We start from the raw sequence: 23,362 nt of genomic DNA on the forward strand, positions 1-23,362 counted from the left end.
CATTATTATTTTTACGTATTTTGCACCTCTGCCCCATGAATGGAGCTTTGGATGTATACGGTTGGGCCCGGTAGGCCATCGTCTATATGATAAATAGGCACATTCAAACTGCGGCCAGAAGCATTTTGTGCAACTGCGCGATGAGATTTTGTCAGATTTTTGCTTGAGGGAAGCGACATTTTATAGCCTTTTTGCAGCCAGATTAATACGCATAAAGAAGCGTGTGATGATGACCAAAACTATAACATGCAAAATCAATTGAGTGGCACGCAATTAATGACAACTGCGCCTAAAAAACAGCAGATATGACGGCCGCCCATAAGGTCAATGAACGGCCAGACGAACTAAACACATCGCTACACTAAGGTAAAAAGCGCCGCGTCAGTGCTAGCGAAAGAAGTGCAATGCTAAACAAGCCCATTCCCAGCGGCGCATCGACGTCTATGCTTTGAGGGTTATATTCAACGGCATTACTTTGGCTGAAGCCAGAAAAGAATTCGAAGCTGCTGCCTGCCTCCATGATAAGATCTAATCGATAGCTAAATAGCTCGCTCAGACTCGCTGTTGTCGTGCCGCCGTTAGCTTGAGCCATGGTTGAGCCAGTAAACAAAAAACCATCGAAATTGGGTTCATTAAAAGTAAGCGATTCAAACACCGATGCGCCAGAGCCATTCTCAATGATATTTGGGGTGTAGGGGCTGTTTAGAGAGAAGTTTGCTGCTACGCCTTGCGTCTTCTCAAAAAGCGTAAACACGCTCATGCCAGCACTAGCGAATCCATTGTCGCCCTCAAACTCACTTAAAAAGTCAAAGCTCACATCACCTGTAATTGAAAATACTTGGCGGTTATTACTAATATTTTCGACCAAATAACCTCTGTTCGAATTGTAAAAAGAATTGGCTTGTGCCGCGATATCTTGAGTGGCCAAACGTATTTCAGCGCCGCCGCTATTTTCAACGCTTCGTTCAACAATTGAGGTTAACGTTGGATCGCCCTCGGGATCGTCTCTTGAAGTCACCGAAACATCATAATCGCTTTGTGCTCCTTCTGTGCCCGCGTTGTATGTGCTGCGCCTATCTCTTATCGCTCTGAACGGCAATGCAGGGCTTGTAAATGGATTGCCAACTTGAACAAAGGGGTTGTCTTCTTCAAGCGCTGCTGGGTCGTCAATGCTGCTAAGTGCGCCTCCGCTAATAGAAAGCGTTTGCGGAGAGTTACTTATGTTCACCCCTTGCGGAACCGACCCATTATTTATCTCATATGCGTGACGAAACTCCAGTTCACTGTTGGCGGTAATAATCGCCGCCTGAGCATAAGGTAAGACTAAATAGCTGAATAACGCTATGACTAGTGGAAGTTTAATATTTGAATTAATTGGCATGATCATTCCTTAGATGCTGTTTGCTTGTTTTTGTGTCAATTCATTACACTAAGAATATTTTGACTCAAGTGCAGTTGAGTTAACTTCATAAAGCGAATATTTTTGTGTCAGTCTGAAGTGTCAATAAAACACTGTTTGAGATTGCTTTGCATGGGTATACACACCTAGTTTTCGATTGATAGCTACCTACTTTTCAATCGCTGCGCTGCAGGTTTTAGCGTAGCAACCAGGGTTCGTTCTGGACTCTTAAAATGGCTTCAATTCTACTTTCCACACTCAACTTTGATAAAATTGATGAAACATGGTTTTCAATGGTGCGCTGTGAGCGCGATACCGTTTTAGCAATGTCTTGATTGGACGCCCCAGTAGCAAGCAGCTTAAAAATCTGTTGCTCCTTAGCAGTCAATCCTAAAGGATGTTGACGACTTTTACTGTATGGCCCTCGCTGGCGCTTCGGTAGTTGGTCGATGAAGCCAGCTTGTTGCGCTTGCTTTCTAATGTATCGCAATACTGCTTTTGCCTGCATGGACTGAAGCAGTGAATATGCATTCACAAATGATGCTACTGTATTTTGAGTATGCCCGTGCAGCAAAGCCATAGCGGCATTGAACGGCATACCCAAGTCAGACCATGCGTTAAAGGCAAGCTCATTGTCTTTTTTTAATTCGAGAACCCAAGGTAGCGGGATATCCGAGCGCGATGTTTCTGTTGCAATCTGTGATAAGCCAAATCGTGATTGCCACACTAATAATTCGCCGAACTGCCAAGGGTTTAGAATACTGCTTTGAAGCTTCACTAATGGTGCAATGTGTTCAGTGGCCAGCGCCGAGTTGTGCGTTAAGTAGGCATATTCAATATATGCCAGTCTCAGCGGGATAATGTACTGCCACTCGCCAATTGCAGTCGCTTGAGAAAGGGCTTTTTGCAATATACTTTCGGCATCAGCCAAGCCCATTCTGATATGGGTTCTGGCTAAGACGATGAGTGCCGGTAATTTCATCAATACGGTTTGATTGGTCAGTTTTTGCACGCCTTGAGCAATCGTTTGTGCATCTACTAATCTGCCTTGTTCTAGTCTAAGCTGCGCTTGAATACCAACTAAATAATATGTCCAAGAGTCAAGATCGTGAGAGGTATCATATTGAATGCCCTTGGTAGTGAGTTCTTCGGCCAGACTCAGGCGTTTGAAGCGTACGCAATAATCAGAATAGTTGGTATACACTCTGGCGGTCTCTTCATGCATTCCGTGCTGCTCTGAAAGCAGTAAGCTGTTTTTGAGCATTAATTCGCCTTCAGCATTCCCCGACATTAACAATGCGCTACCAATATTGGTAAGCGCATGGACTTTTACCAATGGATTCGGGAAGGTTTGTTCTAATGCTAAGGCTTTTTCTCCCCAAAATACGGCATCGCTTGTTCGTTCGTTTAACATATCAAGCTGAGAGCGCATGGAGTAGGCCATTGCAAGTTCCGTCGATGCGGGAAGTTGTTCAAAGGTGCTAATAGCCTCATTAGCATAATGTTCGGCTCGCTCGGCTTGTCCTTGATACCAGTATAGTCTGGACAAACTTCGAAGATTCTCGCCAATTTTGTCGAGGCGATTGAGTGCGCGCCATAAGGTAATTGCACAGCGCCGAGCTTCGATCACCGGTGTATTCATATGCGTGGTTAAACTGACTTCATAGGCCCAGTTTTCGTAAAGGCTTGCTGCTAATTGAGTGTCTGCATATTCGACATATTTTAAGGCCTTTTCGTAATATGAAGCAGCCTCTTTGTGCGCACCTAGATTAGCGGCTTTTTCTGCCGATAATGGAGCATATTTGAGTATTTTGCTTGCATTGTGCCCTCCTTCTGCATGATGGCTTAGCCATGCTAAATTTGCGGTCAATTTCAAACGTTCTAAGCTATTTAAAATTTTCAGATGCAGGCGCTTTTGCTCAGTAATAGAGAGGCAAGCAAGTGTGGCTAACCTTGCTAATTCGTGCCTAAATCTAAACTCACCCTGAGTGTCAAATTGCAATAGTTTGCGAGCAATGCACGCCATGGCTAAAGTTTCACCATTTTTCGGAAATAAATGTTCAATTAGACGCACAGGAATACTGTAAGGTATTAAGCTTAAGGTCAGCATTAAGTCTTGTTCAGGTTGCTTTAGATGACTTAATCTCGCCCCAATCGCGTCGCGAATGGAGGATGGGATGGTGTTAGAGTCAAAGGTGTTATTGGCTAGAATTTCCGACAGAAAAAACGGGTTTCCCGCAGTTATTTTGAGTAAATCTGATGGCCTATATAGATCGCTAGTGGATGAATGAACTTTATCAGCGACATTTCTTGGCCAAGGCTGTTTACGCTCATGCGCACTGAGTATTTCAATTGCATTAAGGCTCAGTGGTTGGAGTTGTATTCGTTTGGTATGTGCAGATGGACAGAGGCTTAATACTGTGCTGAGAGGATGTGATAACAACACTTCATCGTCTCGATATGTTAAGCACAATAAACATTTTACAAAAGAAATTCGTCGCACCAAAAATTTTAGCAAATCGAGAGTCGCGTTGTCAGCCCAGTGCACATCCTCAATGATCAATATGATTGGCTCGTTTAGCTGCTCAAGGCTGCTGAACAAAGTGGACGCGATTTTATGAGATATCTTTGATGGATTTTGGTTTTTTGCCAACAGATTGACTAGTGGATTAGATAGCGAAGATGCAATATCTTGAAACGGAGCGTAGGGTTGTGGTGTAAACAAGGGATCGCACCCACTCCATAGCATGGTATTGTTTATTTGAGGGTGCTGTCTCATGTGCTCTAGCAGTGAGGTTTTTCCGATGCCGGCCTCACCACTTACAAGCAATACCTTTCCAGAGTTTGCAGTATTACTAACTAATTCTAAAAAGTCTTGGACGGCATTTTCGCGTTCTAGCAGCATGGCGGCATCGTCCTCCTGAGAGCGGGCTTTTTAAGTTGCCATGCCTTACCATACCCGAGCTTTAACATAAACGTTAACTACTTAGCGTAAAAAATTAAAAATTAAGTATGATTCGTTTAAAACTGAGTAGTGTTTACATGAGCATTTCGTATCCACTTATGTATCTCCGATTGACCGAGATTTGAAAGAGACAGTAGCGGATCATTCACTTCGTATTTAGGTAATAATACCAGCAGAGCCTAATATCAAAATATAGGTCTCTTCTCATAGTTGTGCGACAATTAGCGCTAAAGCGCAATACAGAGGGCAATGGTGCATGGATGGACTAATAACAATTGGGGTTTTGTTTGTTTTAGCGTTGCTAGCAGGCACCGTATTGAGCTTTGTTAACTTAGGCCAAATTAGTGATTTAAAACGTCAGCTAGCAGCCCTAAAAGCCCTGTTGATAAAACAGAGCCAACAAATAGAAAGCTTGCAAATTCAGGCCAATCAAGACGACAGTGCCAAACAAGTTAAACCAGTACCACAGTCGGCTGAACTGAGCGCTAGGACTCAAGCGCTCGGACCAAATACTGCTGCAGTAGCGCCAGCATTAAGCACCACAATGCCGCCCTTATCTGCGAAAACCGATAATGATCTTTCAAAAGTTGCAGCACCTGCTCAAGTCTCAAATGTTCAGGGAAACACCCAAACTCCGCTAAAAGTCTCGCGCGCCTTTAACCTTGAAAAGTTCTTGATGGGTAACGGTTTGCTGTGGCTAGGCGCCGTGATACTTGCTATTGGCGGCGTTTTCTTAGCTAAATACAGCATCGAATCGGGCTTATTTCCGCCGCAGCTCCGCATTTTGCTAGGAGCAGCCTTTGGTATCGCGCTAGTGGCTATCGCAGAGTATCTATATCGCAACCCAAAACGCTATCAGATTAACAGCCCGGTTATCAGTGCGGCGCTCGCTAGTGGTGGGGTGATTACTTGTTTTGCAATGGTCTTAGTGGCATTTGATTTTTACGCTTATTTGTCACCCACTTTAGCCTTTGGCCTGCTAGCAGCAATTGCATTGGCCTCTGCGTGGCTGTCTTTGCGGCTTGGGCCAATTTTGGCGGGCATCGGTGTAATTGGCGCCTATGCGGTGCCGGCGCTGGTATCTACTGGTTCAAATAATGTATTAATGCTGCTGATGTACGTAAGTGCGGTATCATTTTCTGCGGTTTGGATCCATCAAATTGTACAAAAGAATTGGATATGGTGGTTGGGTCTTGTAGGTCATTTTGGGTGGTTTTTAGGTGCCATTATTTTATCGACCGATGTTGTTGAGTACGAATTACTTAGTACCAGTTTGAAGTATGAAAATATTGCGGTGCTTACGGTATTTGCTTTGTTATCCAGCTATCTGTTTGTGCTCTTGCCCGTACTCGGATGGGATCTTAAAAATCGAGTGACCGAGGCACTTTCTTTCAAGCAAATGTTAGTGCCGCGAAAAGAGCATTTAGGCATCATTCTGCCGATTGCTGGCATGGTGCTATATGCGCTGCTTTGGCCCTTTAATGTTCAGTTTATTTACGTGCTGATAGCATTCAGTGTATTACTAATGTTGGCTCCGCTTCGCCACAGTGCATTTGACACTTGGCCCTTTTTGGCCATTATATTTACAATATTCGTTTATCTGTTAATGCCTGAAGCTTATGACTACAGTGATAATGTCTTTGTATTCACTGGTGGCTACTTGCTGGCACAGATCAGTGCGTTGATAGCCTTGGTTTATGCGTTTTGTATGCTCAAAGTCTTTCCTCAGCGGCCGTCGTTTGCTCTACTGTTGGTGGCGGCACCGCTGTCTTTGTTGAGCCTGAGTTATGCGCTGTCTGACGAGCTTGCCAGTGGTTTACTCTATCCGCTTTATGCGATTGAATTGGGCGCTGTCGCTTTAGTCTTTGCGATACTCGCACTAAAAGAAACCCGTGCGCTGCAAAAAGTCAGCTTTTTATTGCTCGCGAATGGCGCGTTGGCGCTGATATTTACCATGTTAATGTCGGCTAGCACTCTTACTCTGGCGCTTGCGGTGCAAATTACATTAATGGCGGTTTTCAGTAAAAAGTATGCACTTACTATTCCTGCGTGGCTCTACAAAATTGCCATGATAGCAGTGATGCTGCGTTTGACTGCCGCGCCATGGCTGCCGGAATATGCTAACGAAACGCTGTTAGGCGTGCACTGGACGCTGCTGATTTTCCCACTAGTGTTTGCGGTGCTATGGTTTGCCCGTAAGCAGCTACTTGATCATCCAATAAGGCCATGGTTTAGCGGCGCGCTCTTGCATTTAATTGCATTATTCGTGACCACCGAAACCAGCTATTTTCTTACCGGTGAATATCCTGATTTTGGCTTTTTGAGCTTTCAGCAGTCGGTACTTTTGGCCATGAACTGGTTAGCTTTAGGGATGTTATATTTATGGCGAAGCCAGTTTGCTTCAACGCCGGGCTTATATAAAGTCTACGCGGCTGGATTGCTGATTGCAGTGGGATACTTACACCTCGATAGCTCTGTTGTTAATAACCCATTCTTTAGTTTGCAGAGCACTGGCTCACATCCGATTATAAATTACCTCATTGCGCTATGGCTTATTCCAGCAATTATCTTGCTAGGGGGCATCAAGTGGAACCTGATAGGCAAGCAGTTTACCAAACCAGTGCAGATTATTAGCGGCATCATGCTGTTTCTATATGTTAATGGCGTCATCCGTTTAACATTTAATGGCCTTGTATCACTCAATGATGCACCCATTTTGCAAGCTGAACTGTATACTTATTCAATTGTGTGGCTAGTGATTGCAGTGGGCCTGATTATATTTGCGAAAAACGGTCAGCATAGCAATGTCAATCGATTGGGCTTTGGTATTTTAGCCCTTGTGGTGTTAAAGGCATTTTTAATTGATATGGCAAATCTTGAAGGTTTATACCGAGCACTGTCATTTATTGGTTTAGGCTTATCGCTAGTGGGAATTGGTTGGCTATTTCAGCGTTTTAGACCGTCGTTACAACAACAGGAAGAGTAAGTGAGTTTGCAGCGAGATGTAATAGTTATTGGCGCAGGTGCGGCCGGTTTGTTTTGCGCAACCGAAGCCGGTAAGCGCGGCCGTAAGGTCGAAGTGCTGGATCATGCTAAACGCTTGGGCGGCAAAATACTGATGTCAGGAGGCGGGCGCTGTAACTTTACCAATATGTATAGCTCGCCCGAAAACTTTTTATCGCAAAATCCGCATTTTTGTAAGTCGGCCTTGAGCCGTTACACGCAGTGGGACTTTATCGCTCTAGTTGAGCAATACAAAATTGCGTACCATGAAAAAACCCTTGGCCAACTGTTTTGCGACAATACCGCTAAAGACATTGTCGATATGCTAATGCAAGAATGCAAAAAGGCTGGGGTCACCGTGACCAATCGCTGCGAAGTGGGCGAAGTGACTTATCAAGACGGTCAATATCATGTGCAAACCGCTAAGGGCGAATATGTTGCTCCTTCTCTAGTAATCGCTACAGGTGGTTTAAGCATGCCAAAACTGGGCGCGACGCCTTTTGGCTATCGAGTGGCTGAGCAGTTTGGGATCCCGATTGTGCCCACCCGTGCGGCATTGGTGCCTTTTACTCTGCATGAGCATGACAAGACAGTATTAGGTGAACTAAGCGGTGTGTCGCTAGATGCCAGCGCTGGCTGCAACAATACCCACTTTAATGAAAGTATGTTATTTACTCACCGCGGCCTAAGCGGCCCTGCCGTGCTGCAAATATCGAGCTATTGGGAGCCCGGACAGGAAGTCGCATTTGATTTATATCCAAACGGAAACCTGCATGAAGTATTAGCTAAAGAGCAGCAGCGATCACCCGATGTGCAGCTTTCGACTGCATTAGCAAAAATCTATCCTAAGCGCTTTGTGCAAACTACCCTCGATTACTTAAACATTCAGAATAAGCCGCTGAGGCAATATCAAGGCAAGCAGCTAGAACAAGCTGCCCATGCTTTTGGCCAATGGCAGATTAAGCCAAACGGCACAGAAGGGTACCGCACAGCCGAAGTCACGCTTGGCGGCGTAGACACTGACTACATATCGTCAAAAACCATGGAAACCAAAGAGCAACAGGGTCTTTATTTTATTGGTGAAGTGCTAGATGTTACCGGTTGGCTAGGAGGCTATAATTTTCAATGGGCTTGGTCGAGTGGGTGGGTTGCTGGGCAGGTGGTTTAGCTTGTCCTTTAAAACTGAAACTAAAGAATTTCAAGTATCGCTGAGTAAACAATTAGGGCGGGAATGATGTCTTATAAAAGACAATTAATTGAGCATTTAGTACGCGCACTTGAAACAAATTACCAAACGGCCTTAAGCGCAGCCAAACAGGCCCATTCGACGGCTACCGACCGAGCCAATATCGCAGAAAACAAATACGATACACTTGGGTTAGAAGCAGCCTATTTGGCCGAAGGACACGCAAACCGTGCGCTAGAATGTAAAGCTGATTTACAGACTGCTAAAAACTTACATGCTATTGACTACTCGCCCGATGACACGATTCGCCTGGGTGCGCTTGTTCGTTTAATTGACCAAGACGAAAAGTTCTTGTCACTATTCTTAGCGCCTGTATCCGGTGGAGTAACATTCGTTTTTGACGAACAAACGATTGTGGTTATTACTCAGTCGTCTCCACTAGGAAAGAAGTTGATAGGAAAGTATGTTGAAGATGAGTTTGAGATTGGCAATGGTGCTCATAAAAAAAATTATTGTATTATAGGTGTCGCTTGACATATATCAGCGGTTTTTGAATGGCAACACGGCAACAACACTTTCCAGCCGGATAAAAAAGCGCGTTAAGCATCCATTTTGCAACAGAGGCTTAACGTCTTGAACAACGAGGGTTTTCAGACCCTTTGGCTGAAACTTAAGTGCGACTTTTGAATCGACGGAACGCTAAGCCAAATGCACTTAAGGTCATAAATGCAGCCATTGATGGTGCAGACACATCCACTTGAGCAGCAGAAAAGCTGATGCGATAAATCTCCGTATCGGCATTCACAGTAGAGCTATCAAAAACATATCCTGCCGGTGTGCTAAAGCCGTCATAAGCTAATAGCTCAGATAAATCAAAATCCACTAATCCATTTTCAGCAATTCTACCGCCATTATTCCCACCTACGACGAATGCGCCGTTTGCAGGATCTGCGACTTCTGAATTGGCATCCCATATTGACGCGCCGGTTTGCACTATCATATCGAGTATGAGGTTACCGTTGTCATCAAATAACTTTATTGGATTATCGTTACCTAAAAATAGGTCATTACTAGGCACCACCATATTCGCGAAGGTAAAGAACTGATTAACCGAAGTATCTACACGAAATGTGTTTGATGCCGTCGCGCTAAAAGGGTTACTTACGCCAGCATTAGCCGCCGGTAATGCTGGACCGCCAGCGGCAACCGTTCCAAGTACTGCGTTAGGATCGGCTGCAGCAAATGCGGGGAACCAGTCACTACCCGAACCACCTTCAGCAACCGAAATAATTGCAGCAGTGGCCGGGGTGTTGATATTAAATGCGTCGAAGGTACCGCTATGAAAGCCTAAACGTAAAGGCGCGAAAGCAACGCTGTTTTGTGGTGCGAGATTTTCGATAGTGACCGTTATGTCTACCAGCCCAGCTTGAGCGCTACTCGAAAAAGCTGCGCCAAATGCAAAGGCAATAGGTAAAACCTTGCGTGTTATTTTATTGTTCAACATGTTATCTCCATAATTTTAATCTGTATTGTAAAAAACTTTAATGGGAAGTCCTTTGTCAAAGCTTGTAAGCATTAGATTTTCCCAATTCCATAGTTAACTGCGAAATGTTCACAAATGTGTCACGAAGTGAAAAAGTTTTTATAACGCAGTATTTAAATAAGAAATAAAGCGGAACATCCAAATAAGCGCCGCGCTCTTTAAAGTGCCGTTTGCACGACATCATTCATGTCCTTGTCTAACAATTGACTCCTACATGCTTTACTTTATTACCAAATATTCAATTTTTGGTAATAACATTAATTAACATTTGGTTGACATTAACTTTGAAAGTTGGTTACATTGTGCGCATAGGTTTACCTCTAATGTCGTAGCATTTTGCCGTCTACGACTTGTGTCGTAAGACCTTGTTGACTACTGAGCATATTGAGTGCTCGGGCTCTCGGCTCTTATCAATAGGTGTAAGGGTTAACTCAGCACCTTTGTGCATATGAAACAAATAAAAGCAGTGGAGCGTAGCGTTTAAAACTACTGCTGCTGCAAAGGAATCAGAGAAGATGAAGTATCCGCATATCCATGCCCATATGTTTTCATGTTGCGTTCAGACGAAAATACAAGCGCTCGTTGTATTGTCGGCTGTTGCTTTTATGGTATTAAGCGTACCAATCAATGCACAAGAAAATGCATCAAATATGGTAATTCCAGAATCCCATAGCAGCTTGGCCGATGGCGTATTGCTAGGTGATTTTTCTGCACTAGATCCAAGTAAAAAGCCTGGCGAAAATTTTGATTTACTCGATTGGTCATTGACCCTGCCTACTGATATTAACAAAGACAAAAAAGCCGACACTGTTTACGAATCTGCACTAGATGAAGGCTTTGAATTAAAGCCATTCTTTTATACAGCAGATGATGGAGGCTTAGTATTTGCCTGTCCTAATGTGGGTGCTAAAACCTCAAAAAACACCAAATATGCTCGTACCGAACTACGTGAAATGTTACGTCGAGGGAATACTCGAATAAACGTTCGCGGCATAACTGAAAACAATTGGGTTTTCGGCGGCGCGCATGGTTCGGCTAAACGTAAGGCCGGTGGCATTGAGGGCAGTTTGGAAGGGACTTTAAAGGTCAACCGAGTGTCTACTACGGGCGACGAAAAAATGGTAGGGCGCGTTATCATAGGGCAGATTCATGCGACTGACGACGAGCCTATTCGCTTGTATTATAGAAAGTTACCAAACAATTCAAGAGGTGCGGTGTACTTTGCTCATGAAATAAATGGTGGTGATGATGTTTGGATAAATCTCATAGGTACTCGCTCTCATACCTTGTCAGATCCTGAAGATGGCATCGCCTTGGACGAGAAATTCTCTTACAAAATAACAGTAGAGAACGAAGTTTTGTTTGTCACTATTATCCGCGAAGGCAAGCCAAATATTACACAATACTATGACATGAAAGACAGTGGGTATAGTAGTGGTAATCAATTCATGTTTTTCAAGGCCGGTGTGTATAACCAAAACAATGGCGGCGCTGAAGGCGATTATGTTCAAGCCACCTTTTATCATATACATAACTCGCATCGCGGTTATAAATATTAGCTCATCAACCCCCATTTTTTTTACCTTCAGAACCCAAGATAAACATTGGTCAACCAATTGGTAATATTGATTTAATCAATTGGTTGATATTTTGGTCTTGATTAAGTATATTGCCAATAACAAAATCGCAACATATTCATTACAAGCGATTCGCAACCACACAGTCGTACATAAATAACCACGGAGAACTCGATATGTTGTCGATATCAGAGAAATATAAAAGCTCAAGCATTCAGGAAGGGCAATTTACCCTCTCACCTGTTGCCAAATGGGTAAAAGCAGCAGTTATTGCAAGTGTAGCCGGCTCATTTGCACTTTCTGCAACCGCGCAGGAAGCACAAACTGAAGCTGCAAATGAAGCGCAACAAAATGTTGAAGTCGTTGAGGTTTCGGGCACACGCAAAACAATTCAAGACCAAATCGCGATAAAACGAGAGGCTACTACCATTGTTGACGGTTTATCTGCGGAAGATATTGGAGACTTGCCAGCACTGTCAATTGGTGAGGCCTTAGAATCGATTACTGGTGCTGCATCTCACCGCGAAAATGGTGGTGCGACTGAGATTACTATTCGTGGTTTAGGCCCTTTCTTAAGTGCGACTCACATAAACGGCCGCGAAGCGACAAACGGCAGTGGTGACCGCTCTGTCAACTTCTCGCAGTTTCCGTCTGAATTAATGAGAAAAGTAGCGATTTACAAAACTCAAGATGCCTCAATGATTGAAGGCGGCGTAGCAGGTGTAATTACTCTCGAAACCCTCAAACCACTAGATTTCGGTGAACAAAGATTTCAAGCCGAAGTTAAACTTAATTACAACCCTGACCAAGCAAATGTTGAAAACACGTTGCAGAGTGACTTGGGTTATAGAGGAACCTTAAGCTATGTTGACCAATTCGAATTTGATGGCGGGCAGGCACTAGGGATATCAGTGGGTTGGCAACGTCAGGAAATTAGTCAGCCAGAAGCTGAATATCGTGGATCAAGCCCAACGGGCGCATCATTATGGGCTTGCCTAAATGATCCCACGAATACCAATGAAGGTTTCTTCCGTAGTTCAGCCGGCGACTGTGAAGATCAAGTAAATGGAAGTAACAACCAGGGGTACCAGACGACAATTGACCCAGCAACGGGTAGAGCAGCAGATGCGGGAACTCCATTCGCTTGGGCGGGCTCGAGCCGCAGCTTCCGTCAAAATGAAACCTCTGACGAAAGGGATTCTTTATTTTTAGGCCTGCAATTTCGTCCATCTGATGCTTGGGACATCAACCTCGACGCACAAGTATCAGATCGTATCCAAGGCGAAGCTCGGCATGACCTCTATTTCTTACAAAAACGTGTAACACCGGGTATAACCGGACAAAGTTTAGTTACTAATGATGTTGGTGGTGTTTTACAGTGGGCCGGTGAAGAGCGTTTTGAGTCTGCCGGTGAGCAGTTTTCTCGCGAAGAAAACTATCGTGGTGGTGGTTTAAATATAGAACACTATTTCAATGACAACTTAACCATCAGTGCTGATATTTCATACTCGCAAACAAAACGTGAAGAACTGCAAATATCTAACCGAGGCAGAACTCCAGGACGTCCCTTCTTCTCATGGACTCTTGGTGCCTACATTCCTCACTTAACTGTCACCGACTTTGACGTGACTGATATTTCTAACTTTACGGATAGCTTGCGTACTCGTATCGATCGAGAAAACGTTCGAGAGAATGAAATAGTTTCAGGGCGTCTAGATTTCGATTATGCGTTAAACGGTGACATGTTTACCAGCATTCAAGGCGGTGTTAGAACTTCTGAACTCACGTATGTTCAGTTTGGCGGCAGTATCGGTAATGGTTCAAGGAACGAGTTTCTCTTGAACGAAGGTGTCACATCGGCAATCGATGTTCTTCAAGGGTGTCAAATCGATTTCCCTGAATCTGATTTTTTATCTACAGTTTCTGACGGCGATATCATCACTAATGTTGACGGCGCTGGCAATGTAATAGCAAGCGGAACGGGCTCTTCATGGGCAACTTTTGATAACGTTTGTTTTTCTCAAGCATTAGTAAACTCTCAGGGCGGTGAGTTCGGATATCCAGAAGTTGAGTACGAAAATGCCGGTACTGTTGATGTCACCGAAGAAACCACTTCTGCTTATTTAATGGCTAACTACGATTCTGAAATGTTTGGTAAATTTATTCGCGGTAACTTTGGTGTTCGTGTTGTAAACACAGATGTCACTTCAGTTAGCTTTCGACAAGGATTCGACGTTCTTACCGATGAGCTTGGCGTGCTGAGCCTCATAACAAATGGCAGTATTGAGCGTGTTGTTGGTGGTGGTGATTACACCGAAGTATTACCAAGTTTCAACTTAGTGGTTGATTACTCAGAAGATATCCTAATTAGAGCCGGTATTTATCGCGGCATGTCTCGAGCAGACCCCTCAGACCTAGGCTTTAGCCGCACATTCCAAACTGATGATGAAGTTGATCCTGTTTCAATTAGTGACTTGGTTGTGGGCGTTAATGGTTCAGGGAACCCAAATACTCAGCCATTAATGTCTTGGAACTACGATCTGGCCTTTGAATGGTACCCGAACGAAGATTCAATTATTGCACTGGGCTTTTACTACAAACAATTTAACGGAGGTTTCCAGCAACAAACTGTACTCGAAACCTTCACAATTGAAGGTGTAGATGTTGCATTACCTATTACCAACTCGGTAACAACTGATGAAAAAAGTGACCTCATGGGCCTTGAAGCTTCATTTGCGTACCGTTGGGATAACGGTCTTGGCGTGAAGTTTGGTTACAACTACGCAGATACTAATTTTGAGTTTGAAGACAGCCTTTACGGCGATACTTTTGTTACTGATCTTGATGGCGTAACCACACAACTAACAGAGGGGATTATTGCTCCAGGTGCAGTCCCCGGCTTCTCTGAGCATGTATTTAGTGGCCAGCTTTATTATCAAGTTGGCGACTTTGATACGGCGCTTATTTATAAATATCGCAGTGAATACTTTCAGCCATTCGTGAGCAATGGCACCAGATTGCGCTTTGTCGATGAAGTGGGTGTTTGGGAAGCGCGTGCTTCTTACAGAATCAATAAAAACATTCGTGTGAAGGTTGAAGCAATAAACTTGTTTAGTGCCCCTCGTTCTGATGATTACTTCGTGCAGGGTAACCTAGGTCAGGTGAATGATTATGGTCCTCGTTTGTTCGCGGGTATTAGCTTCAAGTATTAAGCGAGCTTAACGCGGGCTTAGAACGAGTAAAGCAAATAACATTTTAAAAGTGAAACTTTCAGGAGTAGAAAGCATGTTTAATAAATCACTTATCCTCATTGTTGTCGCTGCGGCCCTAGCTGGGTGTGGCGGAGATGACAATGCTGAAATAGAAAATAACAGCCGTGGCAGCATCGCAATTAGCGGAAGCGATTTTGTTGCTGGTGGCCAACTCTCTGCATCGGTTACTGATGCAGACGGTATCCTAGACAACACTCTTACCTACGCTTGGTCAACAGGCGCTACAGGCAATAGCTATACTATCACCGAGGCGGATGAAGGCTCAGTGATTTCAGTGTCTGCAGTCTATACAGACCAAGCTGGCTTTACAGAAGGAGTGGGTGCCTCTACTCCTATTATTCGTCCCACCTTAGACGTGGCCGCTATTGTAGTAAAAGGGCCCGTTAACGCAGCAAGCTGTGAAATTTTTGAAGTGGACGAGAGCGGTGCTGCGGTAACACCTGCACAGGGCACCGCGACGTCTGGCGATACAGGCGGCGTAACATTTACCGACGTCAACTTTGAAGGTACTGGTTTAGTAGCGTGTACGGGTGGCTCTTACACTGACGAATCAACAGGCGCAACTTTAGAGGCGCCTGTGCTAAGAGCCGTGGTAAATGTGGTTGAGGGGAGCAACGAAACACCGGCACCCTTATATGTGGTTTCTCCTCTCACAGAGATGGCCGTGCAAGCTGCGCGTGATAATTTAAATAATTTTGCAGAACAAGCAGAGGCAATCAATGCTCGATTTGGCATTCGCTTTGATACAACAGAAGTAGCGCCTACCGCTGTTGGTGTGGTTGCCCTTGGGGCAGATGGTGCGAAAGATGCCGATAGGTACGGATCAGTCTTAGCGCTTCTATCGCAATTGGATGCAGATGATGCAGGCAAAGATATGGCTGCAATTATTCAAGATGTGGCTACTGACTTAGCTGATGGTTCTTTTTCAGATGCCGCTTTAGATGCATTTGAAATGGCTCAAATCAATCTTCAAACTATTTCTGAAGTGGCTGGAGATGTTGACCAGGCTTTACTCGATGTTATCGGCTCAGCTGTAGGTTATAACAACGACCCAGTTGCTGCTATTTTTGAAGGCGTGCTAAGTGGGACCGTTCAAAACACAACGATGGAGCCATTAACAGGCACGGTAATCGTCAATGATCCAAACTTTGAAGAAGATGCAGTCGTTGCGCAGAGCAATGTAGTGCTTGATTTTGGTACCTTTAGTATTGTTGCTGATGGAAATTGGTCTTACACCGTAGACACCGAAAATGAGACGGTTGCCAATTTGGAAGTAGGTAACTCGGTAAACGACGTTGTTACCATTGCATCAATTGACGGCACAACCGCCGACATTGAAATACGGGTTGCCGCACTTACTCAAGTGGTCAAAATTTCGGATATCGGTAATGACACCGGTGAAATTAGATTCTCTGTGAATAATTTGCGTCAAGGAAAGCTTAGCGCTTCATTTTCTAAAGAGGCTGCGCTAGGCAGTGATGGCAACAACAAAGACGCCTACATAGCCTTATATGGAACATCAGGAAGCTCTAGTGAATCACTTATCGATTTGCGTATTCAAGGCAGTCAAACGGATAGTGCTGGAAACACTATTGAGCCGCGTTTCTTGGTGCGAAATACCGACAATGATGCCTATCCTGGCGATATTATTACCGCACCATTTGTTGAAGAACAATTCTATGACGTAGAAATCGCCTGGGACTTAGATGCTACAGAGCAGCTAACAGTTACTATTGACGGCGAAGTGATTGGCGGAGGTTCTTTTTCTACTGCCGCTGTGGTCGACTCTGATTTTACAGATTTAAATCAGTGGTTTGCTGATGGTGTCAGAACCATCCAATTTAGATTCGGTGACAACGATAGAACGATTCCTTTTGGCTCTTACTTTGTTGATAACATTGCCGTCTATTCAGATACTGCTGGAACAACTAGCGTTTTTAATGATGATTTTGAAGCCTACGCTGAAGGTGAAACATTGGATGGTGTTGGTAGCCTGTATAGTTTAGCTATTTACTCTGAGGTGGTTGTATTCGATGTGGGCGATGGCTCTGTTGAACCTACACCAGCCGTGTTTTTCGATTTGACAGCAGCGCTAGCGAGCGACGCAACGGAAGCGTTAACTGGTGCTGTGAGCGTAATTGACCCAGATGAGGGCGAGGCCTTTATCTTTGCAGCAACAGTGAATAGCACATTTGGCTCTTTCTCTATTGCAGAAGATGGCGCTTGGACTTATACCCTTGATACAAACAATCCAACTATTGCTGCACTCATAAGCGGTGAGCGTGAAACCGATACTATTACTATTGAGTCGTTTGACGGCACAACTGCAGAGCTTGTGATTACTATTACAGGCGTAGGTGGTGATACCGGCGGTGCGAATAAAGTAGCGGTTATTATCGATACCGATCCGGGTGACACAGGTGAATTACGCTATGCACTTGGCGATGACGGCCCTCTTGCTCAAGGTAGAATTGAGGTTGCTGTTAAGCGTCTTGATGATGACCTTGGTGACGGTGATGCGTTTATAACGCTATTTAACTCTGCAACCAATAACGACGGTGCTATCTTAGATCTTCGCATCAGAGATGATAGCTTTGGTGTTCGCAGTCCAAGCGACATCGATACTTCAGCGGCCAGTGTTGTACTAGACCAATTCATGAATGTTGTGATCACTTGGGATTATCCAAATGGCGATACTACGGTGAATCCACTAGTCACCGTTGAAGTTGATGGGGTAAGGTTTACTGCAAGTGGATTTACGCCTGACAACAATTCAGTAGGTGGCGTGACTCATGTGTCAGTAAGGTTTGGCGATAACAGCGGTTCTAGAGCTGAAACCGGCGTGGTATCGGTAGATAATTTTGCCATCTATTCTGATACAGCGGGAATGACGGAAGTATTTTCAGACAACTTTGAGTCTTACGCTGAGGGTGATTCGCTTGATACAGACAATGCAGTTTCGCCCTATAACTCATCAACATCTGAGGCTACGGTTGGTGTTGAATAACTCAAGCTATTGCTATTAGCACTCAGCTTTCGTGTCTCCAAGGTCATTGCGAACGATGCATGGCGCTTGGAGACAAGTCTTGGAATAGTTCCCAAATTCAACACGGCCTTCCCACATATGGGGTAGGTCGAGTTATTAAATACTAGTTAGGAAATTAAAAATGACAAAACCTATTATCGGTTTCATTGGGCTTGGCCTAATGGGTTCAAACATGGTTGAAAACCTGCAAAATCGAGGATTCACTCTTATTGTGATGGATCTAAATAAAGACGCCGTGGCTGCTGCAGTAGCAAAGGGGGCAACTGAGGCTAAATCGGCTGCCGACCTTGCGGCAGCGAGCGATATCATTATGCTGTCGCTGACGACTTCGGCCGTGGTCGAGAGTGTGGTGTACGCAACAGACGGTATCTTAGCTGGAATTAAAGAAGGTGCCGTATTGATTGATTTTGGAACATCAATTCCGGCTTCTACTCGCAAAATAGGCGCGGATTTGGCCAAAAAAGGCGCAGGAATGATTGATGCTCCGCTTGGACGCACGCCAGCGCACGCTAAAGATGGCTTACTTAATATCATGGCATCGGGTGATCCTGACACTTTTGCAAAGGTAAAACCGATACTAGATTTACAAGGTGAAAATGTCTTTAATCTGGGTGCACTCGGCGCAGGGCATACAACCAAGCTGATAAATAACTTTATGGGTATGACAACTGTTTCTGCCATGTCGCAGGCTTTTGCCGTTGCCGATCTGGCTGGTGTCGACCGCCAACAGCTCTTCGATATTATGTCGACCGGACCATCCTCCTCGCCATTTATGAAGTTTTGTAAAAACTATGCGGTTGATGGTGTCAGTGATTTGGGCTTTTCAATTAACAACGCAAATAAAGATTTAGGTTATTTCTTAGAAATGGTAAATGATTTAGGAACGCGTGCGCAAATTGCCGAGGGTACCGCCGCAAATCTTCAAGCCGCAGTTGAGGCTGGTTTAGGAAATGGAAATGTACCTGAAATTTATGATTACTTTGTAAAGCTAAGTAAGTAGAGCTAAAAGTAAAACTAAGTACCTAAGACAAGATTCAAAATACAATCTATAGCATCACACCAAAGCCTCTTTGACAGAGGCTTTGACTTTTAAACCCAGCGTCGCCTTATTTTAATAGCTCATGATCATCAGGCAACTGCTTACTTATCCACATCACCAAGCGGTGTTTCAAGCTCGCTAAGTCTTCTTTGTTTTCAGGCAATGGTGTGATTAATTTATCGTGCACTAACAGTCGGTAAAGACTTTCCACTTTTTGCTTTGCCGAATCGGTCGGCGAAAACGCTTTATAACCCCGACCTTGGGCATAGCGTTCAGCCACTTCGATAGCTTTTTTAAGTAATGCACCTTCATTTTTTATTTTTTTCATAAGCTAAGCAATCCTTAAGTTAAACAAAAGCATAAGCTATGCGCCCTATGTATTCAATGACTGGTTTAAGATGAATATGCACAATGAGTGAGCTCAGTTGAATACCCCCATTATGTGTATTACTCTTACGGCTCAATTTTGAATGTTGAATCTCTCAGAGGCTAGCTTTTGACGGAATCCGGCAGCGCAACCCCCACATAATCAGGTACAAGGTAAAATATGAATAAAACCACACTACGAATAGGCTCGATAGCCCTGTTGGGTTTACTTAGCGCTTGCTCTGAAAAACCAACGCAAATATTTGACAGCGTTGACGAAACTACTGCGTATTCGGTCGAAATTAAGCGCAGTAGCTTTGGTATCCCGCACATTACCGCCAATGATTATGGGAGCTTAGGCTACGGTGACGGCTATGCATCGGCGCAGGACCATATATGTAATATTGCGCATTCTATATTGCAGTCTCAAGGTAACTACTCCAAGTATTATGGGGCAGGCGAAGATAACCAGTACCTTATTCAAGATGTAGCAGTGAGATCACTTGATATCACCTCAAACGCCACAGAGTACCTTGCGGCTCAACCGCCTGAGCTCATCGAAATGTATACTGGCTATGCGGCAGGCTATAATCGCTATCTTGCTGAAACCGGCCCAGATGGCATAAGGTCATGGTGCAGTGGGGCAGAATGGCTAGTGCCGATTACCCCAGAACAGGTATTAACGCGTGCACTTACCATTGCTCATAGTACTTCGCAAATGGGCGCTTTGATTGCATCTGCAGCGCCACCCAAAATCTTAGCGACGCCAAATCAAAGCAAGGCCTCTCAACTAACACCTACTCTAGATTTGTATGCTAGGGCACTTGACGGTTTGCAAATGAAAGGTAAAGGCTCCAATGCTTGGGCGATTGGTAAAGATCGCAGTGAAAATGGCAAAGGCATGTTGCTTGGCAATCCTCATTATCCATGGCTTGGTACCAACCGGTTTTGGGAAAAACATCTGGTCATTCCTGAACAGCTCAACGTGTATGGGGTTAGCCTTATTGGGATGCCGGGAGTAGTTATTGGTTTCAATGAACACCTTGCTTGGACGCACACCGTATCGGCCAGTAAGCGGGTGGTTTTTTATAAACTTGACTTGGTAGATGGCGATCCAACGAGTTATTTGTATGATGGCGAAGTCAAGCAAATGACGTCGCAAACACTCTCTATTCCAGTGCTTGCTGACAATGGCACAATAGCTAATAGTGAACACACGGTATGGTTTAGCCACTATGGACCAATGGTAAGCATGCCGGGTTTAGCATGGAGCGCAGACACTGCCTTTACCGTTAAAGATGCGAATGCTGAAAATCTCGGCCTTGTTGCACAATGGCAAGATATGTCGGCGGCCCAAAGTATGGACGAGTTTATTGCAGCTCATGATAAATGGAATGCGATACCCTGGGTAAATACCATTGCGACTAACCCTGACGGTCAAGCCGTATATTTAGATGGTTCAAATGCTGGTATGCTCAGCGACGAAGCCATTGATCTTTGGCAACAAGCCACCAAAGATGACCCCCTTACTCGACAGCTGTTTCATGGGCGACGTATGGTTTTGCTCGACGGCAGCGACAGCCGTTTTGAGTGGCAGACACATCCTGATTCTCGTTTACCCGGCGTTGTGCCATTTTCGCAAAAACCTCAGTTGATCCGCAGCGACTATGTTTTTAATGCAAATGATAGTTACTGGCTGTCAAATGTTGAAGCCCCTATGGTTGGACATTCTCCACTGTTTGGCCGGGTAGAGAGCGCTCGTAGTCCCAGAACGCGCATGAATGCTTTGATACTCAGTGATACTGGCCCTGATGGCGCCTATGGTGAGGACGGCAAATTTTCAATTCATGAAATGCAATCGGCGGTACTTGCAAATCAGAGTTTAACGGCCTTATTGCTTAAAGACGAACTGGTCGCTGCCTGCCAGGCCGCTCCTTTAGTGATGATTGACGAACAAGAGATTGATCTCAGCAAAGCCTGCGACACCCTTGCAAACTATAATGGCCATTTGGATCTCGAATCAAGGGGTGCAGTGCTGTTCAGAGAGTGGATTTCAAGCTATGACTTTCGAGGGGCGCTGTTAGATAAAGGCGCGTTATTTGACATACGCTTTGAGGCTGCGGACCCCGTGAATACGCCACGTGGCCTCGCTGATAAAACTGACGCGCTCGAAAAGCTTGGTCGCGCAGTATTATTGCTTGATGGTGCGGGTTTAGCGGTCGATGTTAAATTAGCAGATGCTCAGCATGCTTACCGTCAAGGCGAGAAGTTTGCTATACATGGCGGCAATGGCTACGAAGGCGTTGCGAACTTAATCGACTCTCGCTCCTCAGATGTACCGGTTCCACAAACCACAGGAGCACGCATTGAAGGCAGCAGATACCTAACAGACAAAGGCTACTTGGTAACCGGAGGTAGCAGTTTTATCTATACGCTCAGCTATACCGAAGATGGCCCAGTGGCTGAAGCTATTATGAGTTATAGCCAGTCGGGAGACGCGACCTCAGCTCACTTCAGTGATCAAACTAAAATGTTTGCTAATAAAGAATGGCGGCCTATTTTGTTTAAAGCAGAAGATATTGAACCTAATGTGATTTCAAGTATACAACTAACACAAGGGCGCTAATATTTAGGAATTGATTACTCATTAAACAAAAAATGGGAAGTTGAATCATTCAACTTCCCATTTTTTATATGGTAACGCTTACTTATGCATGACCTTCAAGATTATGATAGCCATGGCAAGCAGTCTGAAGTTGTGCCAAGAGACGTTCATGTTTACTATTGTTTGAATCACCTATTTTGCGAACCACAAACTATTATGCATTCAATAAAAATGGCATTTGCCGCTGTACTCTTTTTGCTTTGTACTTTTAACGCTCAGGCCCAGCAAGCAATATCTTTTGACCCGCTAACGGCAGAAACTGAAACTTACCTCAAAGCGCTAGCGGGTGAGGGTGGTATCGGCGTACGCAAAGCCGGCACAGAATCGGAAGTGCAGGCAGCCAATTTTATTCAATCTACACTGGAGAGCTTCGGATATAGCGTCGAAAGACAAGCCTTTGCTTATGTAAACCGAGACACAAAAGTGAATGAAAGCTCGCAAAATATCATTGCGCACAAAGCCGGTAAAACAGATAAGTACATTATATTGGGCGCGCATTACGATTCGACGAGCGAAGAACTAGGCAGCCTAGGTGCGATAGACAACGCAGCGAGTATCGCGGTGTTGCTCAGCGTAGCCAAGATAGTGTCAGAGCTTGATACTCAAGAATACGGCGTGAAGTTTATCGCGTTTGGTGCCGAAGAAGTTGGGCTAGTGGGTGCATTTGAATACGTTGACAACATGAGCGATGTACAAAAACAAAATGCCCGTGGCATGATTAATCTTGATGGCATAGTAGGCAGTGATAACTTATATATTCATAGCGCGCACAGCACCCCCTATGCATGCAAAGGCAATGCTGAAAATTATCGCTTTGATGGCAGCTTGCGTGATCGATTAATGGCGGTAGCCACAAAGGTGACTCCGGCAAATACCTTTAAAATTCACCCGGGTTTTGAAGGTTACCCAAGTGGTGAAACTGGTGGTTGGTCTGATCATGCACCGTTTGCCTGCGCCGGTATTGCTATTGGTAATTTTGAGTCCACCAATTTTAGTATCAATGGAGAGTCGGGTCGCGATGGTTACAGTCAGTCGACGCATCCCTCATTATGGACCTGTTTTGATGAGGCTAATATGGGGCCTTGTGATCGCGAAACTGAAAAAAAGTGGGGAAAGATTTGGCATACGGGTAACGATCGCCTCGATGTCATCGAGTCACTCTTTCCTGGCCGTGTTCGTCAGCAGTTAAGTCATAATCTAGGCGTGCTGCGTGCTTTTTTTGTTCACTTAGATAGCAATCTGCATGATTCACAAAAGTAGACCGCAGAAAAACCCACTATAAAAAGTCATATAAATAGGAT

General features: G+C 44.6%; 13 protein-coding genes and 1 pseudogene. 9 read left to right on the forward strand and 5 right to left on the reverse strand.

Translation table 11 applies throughout. The features are described 5' to 3' along the window. Positions 1 to 20: 20 nt before the first annotated feature. The 3 genes and pseudogenes from AB9H30_RS11480 to AB9H30_RS11490 all read right to left on the reverse strand — a co-directional run. Positions 21 to 179: pseudogene (locus AB9H30_RS11480) on the reverse strand (peptidase M14); the annotation flags it as partial. A gap of 182 nt (positions 180 to 361) precedes the next feature. Then, positions 362 to 1,381: a hypothetical protein gene (locus AB9H30_RS11485; protein ID WP_371194810.1), complete on the reverse strand. Its 1,020-nt coding sequence runs from the start codon at positions 1,379 to 1,381 to the stop codon at positions 362 to 364. A gap of 214 nt (positions 1,382 to 1,595) precedes the next feature. Then, complete coding sequence (locus AB9H30_RS11490; RefSeq protein WP_371194811.1) at positions 1,596 to 4,304, reverse strand: AAA family ATPase; 2,709 nt, start codon at positions 4,302 to 4,304, stop codon at positions 1,596 to 1,598. 316 nt (positions 4,305 to 4,620) lie between these two features. Here AB9H30_RS11490 and AB9H30_RS11495 point away from each other — a divergent pair, with 316 nt between their 5' ends. The 3 genes from AB9H30_RS11495 (at position 4,621) to AB9H30_RS11505 (ending at position 9,087) form a co-directional block, all read left to right on the forward strand. Then, positions 4,621 to 7,350, forward strand: coding sequence for a DUF2339 domain-containing protein (locus AB9H30_RS11495; protein ID WP_371194812.1), 2,730 nt, complete (start codon positions 4,621 to 4,623; stop codon positions 7,348 to 7,350). 6 nt (positions 7,351 to 7,356) lie between these two features. Beyond that, positions 7,357 to 8,535, forward strand: coding sequence for an NAD(P)/FAD-dependent oxidoreductase (locus AB9H30_RS11500; RefSeq protein WP_371194878.1), 1,179 nt, complete (start codon positions 7,357 to 7,359; stop codon positions 8,533 to 8,535). A gap of 63 nt (positions 8,536 to 8,598) precedes the next feature. Next, positions 8,599 to 9,087 (forward strand): transcription elongation factor, encoded by a 489-nt coding sequence (locus AB9H30_RS11505; RefSeq protein WP_371194813.1) that lies wholly within the window; start codon positions 8,599 to 8,601, stop codon positions 9,085 to 9,087. A 136-nt stretch (positions 9,088 to 9,223) separates the two neighbouring features. Here AB9H30_RS11505 and AB9H30_RS11510 read toward each other — a convergent pair whose 3' ends face one another. Then, positions 9,224 to 10,057, reverse strand: coding sequence for a spondin domain-containing protein (locus tag AB9H30_RS11510; RefSeq protein WP_371194814.1), 834 nt, complete (start codon positions 10,055 to 10,057; stop codon positions 9,224 to 9,226). A gap of 644 nt (positions 10,058 to 10,701) precedes the next feature. On the opposite strand from AB9H30_RS11510, the gene AB9H30_RS11515 reads away from it, so the two are divergent. The 4 genes from AB9H30_RS11515 to AB9H30_RS11530 all read left to right on the forward strand — a co-directional run bounded on the left by AB9H30_RS11515 (position 10,702) and on the right by AB9H30_RS11530 (position 18,991). Further along, positions 10,702 to 11,655: a polysaccharide lyase family 7 protein gene (locus tag AB9H30_RS11515; RefSeq protein ID WP_371194879.1), complete on the forward strand. Its 954-nt coding sequence runs from the start codon at positions 10,702 to 10,704 to the stop codon at positions 11,653 to 11,655. A 194-nt stretch (positions 11,656 to 11,849) separates the two neighbouring features. Next, positions 11,850 to 14,885, forward strand: a complete 3,036-nt coding sequence (locus AB9H30_RS11520) for a TonB-dependent receptor (protein WP_371194815.1) — start codon at positions 11,850 to 11,852, stop codon at positions 14,883 to 14,885. Between the two features lie 73 nt (positions 14,886 to 14,958). After that, entirely contained in the window at positions 14,959 to 17,952 is a 2,994-nt protein-coding gene (locus AB9H30_RS11525) for a VCBS domain-containing protein (protein ID WP_371194816.1), read from the forward strand. 160 nt (positions 17,953 to 18,112) lie between these two features. Beyond that, positions 18,113 to 18,991 carry an NAD(P)-dependent oxidoreductase gene (locus tag AB9H30_RS11530; protein ID WP_371194817.1) on the forward strand — a complete coding sequence of 293 codons (879 nt, stop codon included), beginning with the start codon at positions 18,113 to 18,115 and terminating at the stop codon, positions 18,989 to 18,991. Between the two features lie 106 nt (positions 18,992 to 19,097). On the opposite strand, the gene AB9H30_RS11535 is transcribed toward AB9H30_RS11530, so the two are convergent. After that, the gene (locus tag AB9H30_RS11535) at positions 19,098 to 19,358 is read right to left on the reverse strand and encodes a DUF5062 family protein (protein WP_371194818.1); all 261 of its coding nucleotides are present in this window, start codon (positions 19,356 to 19,358) and stop codon (positions 19,098 to 19,100) included. A gap of 219 nt (positions 19,359 to 19,577) precedes the next feature. Between AB9H30_RS11535 and AB9H30_RS11540 the strand changes: the two genes are divergently transcribed. Next, positions 19,578 to 22,022: a penicillin acylase family protein gene (locus AB9H30_RS11540; protein ID WP_371194819.1), complete on the forward strand. Its 2,445-nt coding sequence runs from the start codon at positions 19,578 to 19,580 to the stop codon at positions 22,020 to 22,022. A gap of 84 nt (positions 22,023 to 22,106) precedes the next feature. Further along, positions 22,107 to 23,321: a M28 family metallopeptidase gene (locus tag AB9H30_RS11545; RefSeq protein ID WP_371194820.1), complete on the forward strand. Its 1,215-nt coding sequence runs from the start codon at positions 22,107 to 22,109 to the stop codon at positions 23,319 to 23,321. Positions 23,322 to 23,362: the final 41 nt, after the last annotated feature.

It is taken from the genome of Glaciecola sp. SC05 (assembly GCF_041380235.1).
Taxonomy (GTDB): domain Bacteria; phylum Pseudomonadota; class Gammaproteobacteria; order Enterobacterales; family Alteromonadaceae; genus Glaciecola.